Genomic DNA, 12,905 nt, shown 5'->3' with positions numbered 1-12,905 from the left:
ATATGTTTATTATCGGCTGGCATGTTAATATGCTGGCCGAATCATCTCGCGGCACAGGCTAAAGTTCTTTCGATCGAAGCCGTTCTCGATAAGGAAGCCGTGGTAGAACTGTATGACCAAACATCGATCGGCTTTATTTTCCATTACGATGATGGCAGCTGTGTTAAGACCGAAGGTTTATTAAAAGGTCCCATCCGCTGGAAACATTTATCTGTTTCCTCTCCGCAAGCCCGGTTTAAAAACGGCGTTATCCTTATTAACCGGGAAGCCAGCCGTGCCAATCATCACCAGGTACATTTCGATATAGAAGCGAAAGATGCCAAGGGTAAAGTACTAGCATGTGATTTAGCGATACCTTATTTGGATAGCATCCGTTTTAATCATTATACCGATAGCCTCAAGCTGGGAATCCGGTATTACCTGAACGTGGAAGGAATTTTCAGCAGCGGGAAAATATTCCCGCTAGACACGAACCGGGTCAGGTTTGAAAAGTCCGCCGGAAAAATAATCGGTCATGATTTATTAGTAGATCCCATGTTAAGCGAAGTCAAATTTGTTAAAGTCCGGGCAACATTGAAAAGTGATCCGCAGATGAGTATTTTGAGTGATATTCCTGTTAAGCAGGGCCCCATGGATACGACCACCGTGAAAGATCCGTTCCGGGGAAGGTGAGTGCCCCATCCTATTTTATTTTGTTTACTATTTTAAACTGCTTACTGTCATTAAACAGTTTTTTTATTGAACAAAATATATAAGTGTAATAGAATGATGCAAATGGAACTATTCATTTAACGCCAAAATTTCCTCCCAATTTATTTGCTTATTAATTGAAATTCATTACCTTTGCATCGGCAAGTCTTATACGACCAGCTCCTACTGAACTCCCCCAGGACAGGAATGTAGCAAGGGTAGGTGGTTGTAGCGGTGCGATATAAGTAACTTGCCATTTTTTATGGCATAAACCCCAACCGTCCCTCTATAATTTGCCATCTCTCCCGACTATTACCAGGCATTCATCATAAATAAATAATTAGGATCCAGGCTAGGAAACTTGCATGAGTTCCAATATTTTTTTACTTACATTTGGACTGAAATTTGTTGCCTTTCACCAGGGTAAAGCCCTTGTTTAACAGGAACATTACAAATTGTAAGTCACAATACGAAAAATCATGAAATTCTTTATTGACACGGCCAATTTAGCGCAGATTAAAGAAGCCCAGGAACTGGGTATTTTAGACGGTGTAACCACCAACCCTTCTTTAATGGCTAAAGAAGGCATCAAGGGTGCAGAAAATATCGCGCAGCACTATGAAACTATCTGCGAATTAGTGGATGGCGATGTAAGCGCAGAAGTTATCTCCACAGATTTTGAAGGAATTATCGAAGAAGGAAAGAAATTAGCCGCGATCCACCCGAAAATCGTGGTGAAAGTGCCGATGATCAAAGATGGTATCAAGGCCATCAAATGGTTTACCAAGAACCAAATCCGTACAAACTGTACCTTGGTATTCTCCGCCGGTCAAGCTATATTGGCTGCTAAAGCAGGAGCAACATATGTATCGCCTTTCATCGGTCGCATCGATGATAGTAACTGGGATGGGATCGACTTAATTTCACAAATTGCCCACATCTACTCTATCCAAGGCTTCGAAACCGAAATCCTGGCCGCTTCTATCCGCACACCTTTACATATCGTGAAATGTGCCGAAGCCGGCGCCGATGTTTGCACTTGCCCCTTGGATTCTATCCTGGGCTTGCTGAAACACCCCCTCACCGATATCGGCCTCGCGAAATTCTTGGAAGACGCTAAAAAACTGTAATTAATAAATTACGTTGATATCATTCATATTATAAATGTCCTGCCGCCGCTCCATGGTAGCAGGACCTTTTATTTATTCAAGCCCTCTCAATACCCTTTGCACAGTTATTTCAACGTTCGTGCAAATTAAACTGAACAATTTAATTTATTTTGTAACTTACTACCTCGTAAAACTATGTACCACGTTATCCGATTAACGAACCAAACATCTTATGAGCATGGAAGATAAATACATCATGGCGCTCGACCAGGGCACCACGAGTTCTAGGGCGATCATTTTCAATCACGATGGAGAGATTGTTGCCGTTGCACAAAAGGAATTTAAGCAATATTTCCCACAACCGGGCTGGGTAGAACATGACCCGGTGGAAATATGGAGTACACAGGCCGGCGTTACCGGCGAAGCCTTATTGAAAGCCGGTATTCAAGGCGACCAAATCGCCGCCATCGGTATCACCAATCAAAGGGAAACTACCATCGTTTGGGATAAAAAGACCGGGAAACCAATACACAACGCGATCGTTTGGCAAGATAGGCGGACTTCAGAATTTTGCAATCAACTGAAAAAAGAAGGCTGGAGTGAAAAGATCAAGGCCAAAACCGGCCTGATTCTCGACGCTTATTTTTCCGCGACCAAGGTAAAATGGATACTCGACAACGTGGAAGGCGCCAGGCAAAGAGCCGAAAATAATGAATTAGCCTTCGGTACGGTCGACAGTTGGCTTGTTTGGAACTTTACCCGCGGTGAGCATCATATCACCGATGTGAGTAATGCTTCCCGCACAATGTTGTATAATATCCACGATTTGAAATGGGATGAAGAATTATTAGAGCTGATGGATATCCCGGCTTCAATGTTGCCACGAGTGAAATCGTCCAGCGAATTATACGGGCATACAGTGGCAACCATCACTCCATATAATATCCCGATAGCAGGAATTGCCGGGGACCAGCAAGCCGCCTTATTCGGGCAGATGTGCCTGGAACCGGGAATGGTAAAAAATACCTATGGCACGGGATGTTTCATGATGCTAAATACCGGCGAAAAAATTACCGATTCACAAAATAACCTGTTGAGCACCATCGCTTGGCAGATCAATGGTAAAACACAGTATGCTTTGGAAGGCAGCATCTTTATCGGCGGCGCCATCGTGCAGTGGTTGAGAGATGGGCTCGGCGTGATCCGCCACTCCGCTGAAGTTGAAAAATTGGCAGCCACCGTTGAAAATACGGATGGCGTTTACCTGGTGCCGGCTTTCGCCGGATTGGGTGCACCCTATTGGAACCAGGATGCCCGCGGTACCATCGTGGGATTAACCCGGGGTTCATCGGCTGCACATATTGCGAAAGCCGCGCTCGATAGCATTGCCTACCAAACGATGGATGTATTGAATGCCATGCAATCTGATGCCGGCATCAAGTTAAAAGAACTCCGCGTTGATGGCGGCGCTACAGCCAACAACTACCTGATGCAATTCCAGGCAGATATGTTGAATTCCAAGGTGATACGCCCGAAAATCGTTGAAACAACCGCATTAGGCGCCGCGTACCTTGCAGGCTTAGCGGTTGGATACTGGAAAGATATAGATAGCTTGAAAAAACAGTGGCTCGTTGACCAGGAGTTCGAACCAGCTATGACCGATGAGCAAAGGGCACCTTACGTGAAAGGTTGGAAAAGGGCCATACACGCAGCCCAAGCTTGGACGGAAACCGATTCTAAATAAAACACCTATTCCAACTCAATTAAATTTCACGTATGTCTCCTTTCTTATCTGAATTTATCGGTACTGCCATTCTCATTATTTTGGGCGATGGCGTAGTAGCCAACGTATTATTAAATAAATCAAAAGGTCAAAACAGCGGTTGGATCGTCATTACCTTCGGTTGGGCCATGGCTGTATATGTCGGCGTATTTGTAACGGGTCAATACAGCGGGGCGCATTTAAACCCGGCTGTAACGATAGCCCTGGCGGCTACCACACAATTTGAATGGCAGCAGGTGCCCATCTATATTTTAGCACAGGTACTGGGCGCTATCGTGGGAGCCGTGGTCGTTTACCTTGCTTACAGGCAACATTTCGATGAAACCGATGATGCTAACGCCAAGCTGGGTATCTTCTGCACCGCACCCGCTATAAGGAATTATAAATTCAACGTATTAACGGAAGTGATCGGGACTTTTATCTTGATTCTCGGTGTACTGTATATCGTGAAACCCGGTGTAGGGCTCGGGGCATTGGAAGCATTCCCGGTTGCCTTCCTCGTGCTGGCTATCGGTCTTTCATTAGGTGGCCCCACGGGCTATGCGATTAACCCTGCCAGGGATTTAGGCCCCAGGATCGCGCATTTCCTGCTACCTATAAAAAACAAACGTGATAGTGACTGGAGCTACTCCTGGGTACCGATCGTAGGGCCGATCATCGGCGCTTTAATCGCGGCAGGACTATTTATAGCGCTACAATAAGCCAATAACCTTTTTCATAAAATGCTGTTAGTCATTAAGGGAACTATTCCCTAAAACTGGCAGCATTTTTTTAATTTTCAAAACTTTCATTTTTTTCTGAAAGTTTTGTAACTTTGTAATAAATAGCCGTGGCATAACATTTGTCGCGGTATATAGAGCAGGTATCATGGATGTTCGAACGCCTAAATCACTGTTATTTCATAAGAGGATTAAAAACTTAGCGTAATGATACAACCCAACATTCCGGACACTACCCTTCCCCGCATCGTTGTCGTGGGAGGTGGTTTTGCAGGAATATCAATCGTCAAAGCTCTCAGGAAGGCGCCGGTACAGGTGATCTTATTAGATAGGAATAATTATCATTTATTTCAACCCCTGCTATACCAGGTAGCCACGGCCGGGCTGGAGCCTGAAAGTATCGCTTTCCCCTTGCGCGGCATGTTCCATAAATATAAGAACGTGCATTTCAGGATGGCCGAAGTACGGGCCGTCGATACGGTAAATAATATCCTGGAAACAGGTATCGGGGACATCCATTATGATTACCTCGTAATTGCTTCTGGATCTAATACTAATTTCTTTGGGAATAAACAGGTAGCGGAAAATGCCATCGGCATGAAATCCCTGATCGAAGCGATCCAGATCCGTAATTACGTATTGAAACAATTCGAAGAAAGCCTATTGCTGGAAAAAGATGAGGAAATTAGTCCCAAGCTAAATTTCGTTATGGTTGGTGGTGGCCCAACGGGAGTAGAATTGGCCGGAGCCTTCGCTGAATTGAAGAAATATATCTTGCCGAGGGACTACCCTGAATTGCCGATCCACCTGATGAATGTTTTCCTAATCGAAGCCGGGCCGAGATTATTAAACGGTTTCTCAGATAAACTCTCCAACCGCACCAAAGAAGATCTTGAAAAACTGGGCGTTAAAGTAATGACGAATGTTGCCGTGAAAGATTACGACGGGAGCACTTTAACCCTCAGCGATGGTAATACGATCAAAACACAATCCTTGATTTGGTCCGCGGGCGTAAAGGGCTTCCCGTTAAAAGGATTACCCGGGGACTCATTATTGCCGAACGGCCGCATCGTAGTAGATGAATTTCAACTTATCCAAGGTTTGAAAAATGTTTATGCTATCGGTGATATCGCGCAATTAACCAATGATCCGAGGTTCCCGAAAGGATATCCCATGGTAGCCCAGGTGGCTTTGCAACAAGGGAAAAACCTTGGAAATAACTTGCTCAATTTCTTCCGCAATAAACCCATGAAGCCTTTCAAATACAAAGACCTGGGAAGCATGGCCACCATTGGGAGAAACCGTGCCGTAACCGAGTTTTCAGGTATCCAATTAACAGGCTACCTCGCTTGGCTAGCTTGGATGGTGGTGCATTTATTGAAGTTGATCGGTTTCAGGAACAAGTTGGTTGTATTTATTAACTGGATGTACCGTTATTTCACTTACGACCGGGGTACCCGCATCATTATTAAGCGGGGCGCCGCCAACATCGTCAAACTTGGAAAAACGGTAACGCAGGTAGACCCTTCGATTGACTAAGAATTGCCATAAATTTCAACACATCCCTAGGATTTCTCAAGCAACTCCGGGGATGTGTTTTTTTATTCTATAAATATGATATTACCTTCTATCGATAATGCTATTCAGCACCAACCTACCCACCAATTCATCAGCACGGCCACCTAAGGCCCTGTAATAAACCAGTATCGTGTAATTATTTTCCGTTTCCCAAGAATCTCCTTCCGTAAGATCCATTTGCAATCCTTGATTATTAAACTGATCTACCAAGCCATACATATAATTGTAATAGCCTTGCTTCAGGATTAACGTGGTTTCATAAACGCCCTTTGCAGTGTTATAACGCATTTTGAACTGGTCGTTATATTCGTAGTTAGTCATCTCCCCATAGATATACATATTAAACCCGGCATAAGGCTGCTCCGCTGCATAGGTAAAATGAACCGCCGCATAATCCCCTTCATAATTAGGATCTGTATTATCCAAGGTTCCCGGGAAATATTGACCGTTAATATCTTTCAGGTAAAAATACCGGGTACCTGAACGCTCCTGGTCGGGTACTACCCAAATATCCGTCCCGTTTCTCCTGTAATCCGATTTCTGCACCCTTTCGGTTTGCAACCTGAAGCTTCTCAAATCAACCCAGCGCCATTCCTTCGTTCCGGGAAACAGGCAATCGTTTTCAGCATTATATTCTATTACCGTTCCTTTCAGGAACATCGGTTTAATATTCTTGATAGCATTATCCCAACGGTTATTTTGAAGGATCACGACTTTAACCTGTTCAAAGGGATTATTGACATTCAGCGTTTGAGTATTTACCGCGAAATTTACTTTCTGGTGGGTATTGAAGAATTTGGGATTTACCGGCTGCGAGATATAGCCGCTGATAGTTGCCTTATTATCAAGCACGAAAAGCCTGCGCGTAAATGCGAGTTTCGATGTATCGCTATCCAGGTAAACTTTTAACAGGTAATTCCCTGATCGTTTCGGCATGCAGTTCCGGTTCGGTATGCTTACGGCATAATGCGTATAACGTTGAAAGGCGATGCTGGAAAATTTATAATCCCTGATCGGCACTTCTGAAAAACCCTTCAAATATTCAATCGGGCTGATTTGAGCCGGTGTCCAATCCTGGTTGCAAAGTACCAAGGTGTAGAAGTAACTCTTTACATCGTTATCCAGGTCATCGAAGTTCAATTCCAAGCCGGAAGGATTTGATAATCCCATCACCGGGACGGTTAAAAAATCGCCCGCCTGGTTAAACTTTACGCTCTTTATGTTCGGTAAATAAACATGATCCGGTGAAACACCTCCCTGTCCCAGCACTTGAACACTGATCAACAAACAAAGCCAAAAACAATTGAATAACGCTGAAATCTTCTTCATAACATCATAGAATATAAAGGTCAAGTTACAATTATTTGAGGAAATAGCCCCCTAACTACCTTTCAGCCAAGAAATGCCCCGGGTTAATTTCAAGGTATGTACATAAATCATAATCAATTAATAAATTTTAATTAGGTTTGAAGCTGGGTAAATCAAGATCCATGCAGGCATCGTACTTTATAGGAAAAAGAATCGCATTTAATAAAGCTTCTTCATTTTCAAAATTCATCATCCGGATTGCAATTATCGCTACCACGATCAGCGTGGCCGTGATGATCGTTGCCACTTCCATGATCCATGGTTTCCAAAGAACGGTGCAGGAAAAAATCTTCAGCTTTTGGGGACATATTCATATTACCAAGTACTCTCCAAATTCAGGTCCCTTAAGCGAACAGATGCCTTTCGATAAGAATCCCCAAATTGAAGATTCAATCTTATCCATGCCCGGGGTAAAGTCGATCAATGCTTTCGTGAATAAGTCTGTTATCGTGAAAACAAATTCCGAAACAGAAGGCTTAATTTTTAAAGGGGTTGATAAAGATTACCACCTGGAAAATTGGCAGCGATTCATTACCCAGGGAAAATTTATTACGTTTAATGATAGTACTTATTCCAATGATGTGCTGATTTCTGCGGCCATGGCTAACCGCCTGGAATTGAAATTAGGCGACCCAATGATCGTGTATTTCATCCAGGGCGCGGGTATGGCTCCGAGAGCCAGGAAGCTGAAAATTGCCGGGATCTACAAAACAGGGATCGATGAATATGATAACACCTACCTGGTGGGCGACCTCTCGCTGGTGAGAAAGTTAAACGATTGGGAACCGAATCAAATCGGCGGATACGAGGTATTTGTAAATGATTATCAAAAAACGGAGCCGATCGCCTACGACATGCTCGACTTTTTGCCGATGGAACTCGCCGTGAGAACGATGGAACAGATTTATCCCAACATTTTCGATTGGCTACAGTTACAACAAAAAAACGAGATCATTATCATCATTATCATGATTATAGTAGCCATTATTAATATGATAACAGCCATCCTGATATTGATTTTGGAACGGACGAATATGGTTGGTATTCTGAAGGCAATCGGTATGCACAACCGTGAAATACAAAGAATATTTATTTACCAAGCAGCTTACATTGTTATCATAGGTATCCTTGCCGGCAACTTGCTTGGGCTCGGCTTTTGCTACTTTCAATCAACCACCGGCTTCTTCAAACTCCCCGAGGAAACTTATTATATGAATGTTGTCCCGATTGCAATTCAATGGTGGAAAGTGATTGCCATCAATATCGGCACCCTGCTCGTTTGTGTATTCGTAATATTGATACCCGCTGCAATCATCAGGAGAATAGTTCCTGTAAAGGCAATTCAGTTCAAATAATATCATTATTATTTAAGCTTTAGACCTAGCAATCACAGAGATGCCTGCTGGTTCGAGCTTCCAAGCTATGGACCACGCACAATTAAGGACACTTAAAATTTTATTGAATTCGCAACCGCACCTGCTCATTGCACTATAAACAGCCAATTGTTGGGTTCCTAATCCCGCCGAACAAGATATTCAATGGAACTGAACGTTCTTCCAGGTAGGAATCCGGGCCACTTGGAAGCTCGAACTAGCCAGGATTTCAGATTATTTTATTAATAAAATTCAAAATAACAAGCACGAAAAATCAATCTTCGAAAGCCAGCAACGCCAAAGTGAACTTAAATTATAATAATAACCGTCCGCAAATAATCCCGGTGGCAATAGCCGCATTTAAGGATTCGGCATGGCCGATGCGCGGTATCGTAATTTCGTGGCTGCTGGCTTTAACAATGGCTTCACTTAAGCCCCTGGATTCGTTTCCAATTAAAATAACCCCTTCCTTGATAGGTGGGAATGTCGTAATATCTTTTCCATGTAAAGTAGCGGCATATACCGGTACGTCCTTTTGGGCTTCGAATAAAGATTGCAGATCGGTTTCATATACGGGGATGCGGGCAAAGCTACCCATCGTGGCCTGGATAGATTTTGCATTATAAGGATCCACTGTATCCTTGGAACAAATAACTTGAGATACACCGAACCAGTCGGCAATCCTAATGATCGTTCCCATGTTACCCGGATCTTGCAAGTTTTCCAAGGCTATAGTAACTTTTCCTTTCAATTCAATCTTCCCCGGCGCTGGAAACATTTTTACTAAGGCGATCGCATGGTTCGGAGTAGATAAGGAGGATATTTGTTTCAATATGCCTTCTTCTACTGTCACGAGTTCCAATTGGGCGTTATCGCCCGGCAGGAGCGGTTTATGTTGTTCCAACCAAATCCCGGTCGCATATACCGCAACCACGCTATCTAACCTGAACCGGAGCAGCTCTTGGACAATTTTGTCACCCTCTGCTATGAACTGGCTAAATTTTTGACGGTATTTTTTATGCTGTAATGATTGAATATATTTAATTTGCGCCTTTGATAACATGGGGTCAAACCTACATGAATTAATTCATTTGGCAAATAACCCCCATCTAGGTATCTGAAAAATAGATCGTAATTTCCAGGTAATAAAGTACTCAAGTGAAGCAAAAATCGAAATTAGCATACTTACCCAAAACATACTGTTTCTTAGCTATCGTGGCAAGTTGCTTCTTTTTCGGTTGCTCCAATACCAAGTACCTGGAAGAAAGCCAAACTTTATATATCGGTAATGACATTAACATATCCGGGGAACTGACCAATGCGGAGAAACAGGATCTGCGCAACGCCCTTTCTTCCAAATCCTTGGCGGTACAGCAGCCCCAGCGCAAAACCTTGGGTACGAGGTTCAAAACATGGTTATATAATCAAAAATACAATGAGAAAAAATCAAACTGGTTCTGGGGTATTCTCCTGAGAGAATCCAACATGGCCGAACCGGTGATCTATGATTCTACCAAGATATTGGAATCCGTTTCCCGCATGAAAAGTTACCTGGAGAACCAAGGTTTTTTTTACGCCGAAGTCGATTTCGAGTCAAAAACAAAGAACAAGAAAACTATCGTCGACTATAATGTCAATACCGGCAAAAGCTTTATCATGGATACTATCACTTATGCTATTCATGATAGCGCCATTGCGAGGATCGTTGAAATAAACAAACCGCTATCGCTCATAAAAAATAAAGCTCCCTATAAAGGTGTTACCCTCAGCAGCGAACGTGACCGCCTAATGCGGGTGATCCGGGATTCGGGCTATTATAAATTCAACAGGGATTATATTTCCTTCGAGCTCGATACGGTGAATAAGTCCGTTCTAAGAAACTCCATTAATCCCTTTGAAGGGCTTTTTGAAATCTTCGACTCTAACAAACGGCTGGAAAAACCAACTATGGATGTGGAAGTTCATATTGAACCGGTACCGGGAGATACGGTAAACGAAGGGGAAAAGTTATTTCATATCAATAATGTTTATGTGTACCCCGATTTCAGCTTGGTCGGCAACCCGACTGATAGCACGTTGAAAGAAGATGATAGGAAGTTCTTTACATTACGATACAACAAGGATATAATCAGGCCCAGGGTATTGGCAAGGTCAATCTTGGTTCGCCCGGGCGATAAATATTCTACTCAAAACTATACAACCACTATCAACAAGTTATATGATTTAAACGTTTGGCAGTTCGTGAACTTGCAATACATTGAAAGTACCAGCAAACCGTATTCGCTCGATGCATATATCTACCTCACGCCCCGCAAGAAAAGGGAACTGAGTTTGAACTTCGAGGTAACAACGAGTTCCGATTATTTTATCGGTAGCGGTATTAACGCGAGCCATCGCTGGTTAAACTTAAACCGCGCTGCAAACGAATTAAAAGTAAGCGCCATGAGCGGCGTTGAAGTCATCCGCGATGTCGGGCGTTTCGAGTTACAGTCTATCCAGTACGGTATCAATGTGGATGTAACATTACCCCGTTTCGTTACGCCGTTCTTCAAAGTGAGACAAAGCAACAGGGCTACCGTGAAAACGAGGATAGCCGCGGGTGTAAATTACTTGTCGCGTATTAATAAGTTTGATATAACCAACGTTTCCGGCTCCTTCGGTTATGAATGGAGTGAATCGATTTATAAACGTTGGCAACTTACCCCTTTTAACTTAACTTATGTAGGCGTAAAGTTAAATCCCCAATTTAAAACAGATGTGGTAGATCAAAGTCCTTACTTGAAAAGGAGCTTCGAACCCGCGTTCATCGGAGGAGAAAACGCCACATTTGTTTATAGCAATAATGATATTTTCCACCAGAAACAAAACTCGTATGTAAGGGTAAGCCTGGAAGAGGCCGGTTTGTGGTTGAAGGGGATCGATAACGCAGTATATTCATTAACGAATCATAAAACAAGCTTGGAATCGGGTACAGGTGTATCGATCTCGCAATTCGTCCGCCTGGAAACGGAGTACCGGCATTATTGGAATTATTTTAGATCGAGCATTGCTACCCGTGTATATGCCGGTTTAGGTATCCCATATGGACGCTCGGATGTGTTACCTTATATCAGGCAGTTTACCGCCGGTGGTCCGAATAGTATCCGCGCATTCAGATTGCGTACGCTAGGGCCGGGTTCTTACCTAGATACATCGAGTATTGCGCAACAGTTCCCCGATCAAACGGGCGATATGAAATTAGAGGGGAATATAGAATACCGGTTCAACTTACTCCGCATGTTCGGGGGGAGTATTTTGCTGAAAGGCGCCACTTTCCTGGATATTGGAAACATCTGGATGTTGAAAAGGGATACGACCCGTGCCGGTGCAGATTTTCAGTTTAAGAATTTTTATAAAGACTTGGCCGTTGGCTCTGGTGCAGGCTTGAGACTGGATTTTTCGTTCCTGGTATTCCGCATCGATTGGGGTATACCGCTTAAGAAACCTTATTCAACCAACAACCCTAACGGCTGGTATTTCAAGGATTGGGATCTTGGAAGCGCCACGTGGCGACGCAACAATATTATTTGGAACATCGCCATAGGCTATCCTTTCTAAGCTTCCTTTTCTCCTTTGAATTGGGTAATGAACTCATCCATATTTACAGCTTCTTCCAAGGTAAATTCACCTATTTTCGTGCGGCAAAGTTTACTCAGGTAGCCACCGCAACCAATTTTGGCGCCGAAATCATTGGCCAGCGAACGGATATATGTACCCGTACTACAAACTACGCGAAAGCTTACCACCGGTAAATTCACTGCTGTTACTTCGAAAGCTTCAATGAAAATTTTACGGGGCTCAACTTTTACTTCAACACCTTTCCTGGCGAGATGGTAAATGGGCTTCCCATTTTGCTTGATAGCGGAATGGATCGGGGGCAATTGCATTTGTTCACCTAAAAAAGTATTTGCAGCGGCTTGCAAGGCAGCCAGGTCCAAGCTAGGAACAGGCTTATGATCCGTAGGCCCGGATTCCAAGTCGTACGTAGGAGTAACAGCTCCCAGCGTAATCGTCCCGGTATATTCCTTTTCCTTGGCTTGATATTCATTGATCTTTTTAGTCATTTTCCCTGTACAGCAAATCAGCAGGCCGGTAGCTAGGGGATCTAAAGTTCCGGCATGGCCGATCTTCGCTTTAGTCAAGTTCCGGATTTTGCGTACCACATCGAAGGAAGTCCAATTCAGCGGCTTATCAACCAAGATCACGGTTCCTTCTTGATATTTATTCCCAGTTTGTTCCATCCTGC

At 43.5% G+C, this 12,905-nt stretch carries 10 protein-coding genes and 1 other RNA gene; 8 read left to right on the top strand and 3 right to left on the bottom strand.

The window, feature by feature from the left end:
* The first annotated feature begins 21 nt into the window (after positions 1 to 21).
* The 6 genes from COR50_RS10095 (at position 22) to COR50_RS10070 (ending at position 5,840) form a co-directional block, all read left to right on the top strand.
* Entirely contained in the window at positions 22 to 672 is a 651-nt protein-coding gene (locus COR50_RS10095; RefSeq protein ID WP_157760731.1) for a hypothetical protein, read from the top strand.
* A 177-nt stretch (positions 673 to 849) separates the two neighbouring features.
* Positions 850 to 949, top strand: an RNA gene (gene ffs / locus COR50_RS10090) — signal recognition particle sRNA small type.
* Between the two features lie 220 nt (positions 950 to 1,169).
* Positions 1,170 to 1,820 (top strand): fructose-6-phosphate aldolase, encoded by a 651-nt coding sequence (gene fsa, locus COR50_RS10085; RefSeq protein ID WP_098193872.1) that lies wholly within the window; start codon positions 1,170 to 1,172, stop codon positions 1,818 to 1,820.
* A gap of 217 nt (positions 1,821 to 2,037) precedes the next feature.
* Positions 2,038 to 3,543 (top strand): glycerol kinase GlpK, encoded by a 1,506-nt coding sequence (glpK, locus tag COR50_RS10080; protein WP_098193871.1) that lies wholly within the window; start codon positions 2,038 to 2,040, stop codon positions 3,541 to 3,543.
* A 32-nt stretch (positions 3,544 to 3,575) separates the two neighbouring features.
* Positions 3,576 to 4,283, top strand: a complete 708-nt coding sequence (locus tag COR50_RS10075; RefSeq protein ID WP_098193870.1) for an MIP/aquaporin family protein — start codon at positions 3,576 to 3,578, stop codon at positions 4,281 to 4,283.
* 225 nt (positions 4,284 to 4,508) lie between these two features.
* Positions 4,509 to 5,840, top strand: a complete 1,332-nt coding sequence (locus COR50_RS10070) for an NAD(P)/FAD-dependent oxidoreductase (RefSeq protein ID WP_098193869.1) — start codon at positions 4,509 to 4,511, stop codon at positions 5,838 to 5,840.
* Between the two features lie 81 nt (positions 5,841 to 5,921).
* On the opposite strand, the gene COR50_RS10065 is transcribed toward COR50_RS10070, so the two are convergent.
* Positions 5,922 to 7,208 carry a type IX secretion system plug protein gene (locus COR50_RS10065; RefSeq protein ID WP_098193868.1) on the bottom strand — a complete coding sequence of 429 codons (1,287 nt, stop codon included), beginning with the start codon at positions 7,206 to 7,208 and terminating at the stop codon, positions 5,922 to 5,924.
* A 161-nt stretch (positions 7,209 to 7,369) separates the two neighbouring features.
* Here COR50_RS10065 and COR50_RS10060 point away from each other — a divergent pair, with 161 nt between their 5' ends.
* Positions 7,370 to 8,602 carry an ABC transporter permease gene (locus COR50_RS10060; protein ID WP_098193867.1) on the top strand — a complete coding sequence of 411 codons (1,233 nt, stop codon included), beginning with the start codon at positions 7,370 to 7,372 and terminating at the stop codon, positions 8,600 to 8,602.
* Between the two features lie 331 nt (positions 8,603 to 8,933).
* Here the strand turns inward: COR50_RS10060 and COR50_RS10055 are convergent, their stop codons facing one another.
* Positions 8,934 to 9,683, bottom strand: coding sequence for an RNA methyltransferase (locus tag COR50_RS10055; RefSeq protein ID WP_098193866.1), 750 nt, complete (start codon positions 9,681 to 9,683; stop codon positions 8,934 to 8,936).
* A 95-nt stretch (positions 9,684 to 9,778) separates the two neighbouring features.
* Here COR50_RS10055 and tamL point away from each other — a divergent pair, with 95 nt between their 5' ends.
* Positions 9,779 to 12,217: a translocation and assembly module lipoprotein TamL gene (gene tamL / locus COR50_RS10050; protein WP_098193865.1), complete on the top strand. Its 2,439-nt coding sequence runs from the start codon at positions 9,779 to 9,781 to the stop codon at positions 12,215 to 12,217.
* Here the strand turns inward: tamL and truB are convergent.
* Positions 12,214 to 12,900, bottom strand: coding sequence for a tRNA pseudouridine(55) synthase TruB (gene truB / locus COR50_RS10045; RefSeq protein ID WP_098193864.1), 687 nt, complete (start codon positions 12,898 to 12,900; stop codon positions 12,214 to 12,216). The genes tamL and truB overlap by 4 nt on opposite strands.
* Positions 12,901 to 12,905: the final 5 nt, after the last annotated feature.

Origin of the sequence: Chitinophaga caeni (assembly GCF_002557795.1) — a bacterium.
GTDB classification, from domain to species: domain Bacteria; phylum Bacteroidota; class Bacteroidia; order Chitinophagales; family Chitinophagaceae; genus Chitinophaga; species Chitinophaga caeni.
The sequence above is the reverse complement of the archived record's forward strand: the minus strand, read 5'-3'. Positions and strand labels throughout refer to the sequence as shown.

Excerpts from the sequence above, each read along its gene's own strand:
- COR50_RS10095 (WP_157760731.1), top strand. The coding sequence starts at position 22 with ATGTTAATATGCTGGCCGAATCATCTCGCGGCACAGGCTAAAGTTCTT.
- fsa (WP_098193872.1), top strand. The coding sequence starts at position 1,170 with ATGAAATTCTTTATTGACACGGCCAATTTAGCGCAGATTAAAGAAGCC.
- glpK (WP_098193871.1), top strand. The coding sequence starts at position 2,038 with ATGGAAGATAAATACATCATGGCGCTCGACCAGGGCACCACGAGTTCT.
- COR50_RS10075 (WP_098193870.1), top strand. The coding sequence starts at position 3,576 with ATGTCTCCTTTCTTATCTGAATTTATCGGTACTGCCATTCTCATTATT.
- COR50_RS10070 (WP_098193869.1), top strand. The coding sequence starts at position 4,509 with ATGATACAACCCAACATTCCGGACACTACCCTTCCCCGCATCGTTGTC.
- COR50_RS10065 (WP_098193868.1), bottom strand. The coding sequence starts at position 7,208 with ATGAAGAAGATTTCAGCGTTATTCAATTGTTTTTGGCTTTGTTTGTTG.
- COR50_RS10060 (WP_098193867.1), top strand. The coding sequence starts at position 7,370 with ATGCAGGCATCGTACTTTATAGGAAAAAGAATCGCATTTAATAAAGCT.
- COR50_RS10055 (WP_098193866.1), bottom strand. The coding sequence starts at position 9,683 with ATGTTATCAAAGGCGCAAATTAAATATATTCAATCATTACAGCATAAA.
- truB (WP_098193864.1), bottom strand. The coding sequence starts at position 12,900 with ATGGAACAAACTGGGAATAAATATCAAGAAGGAACCGTGATCTTGGTT.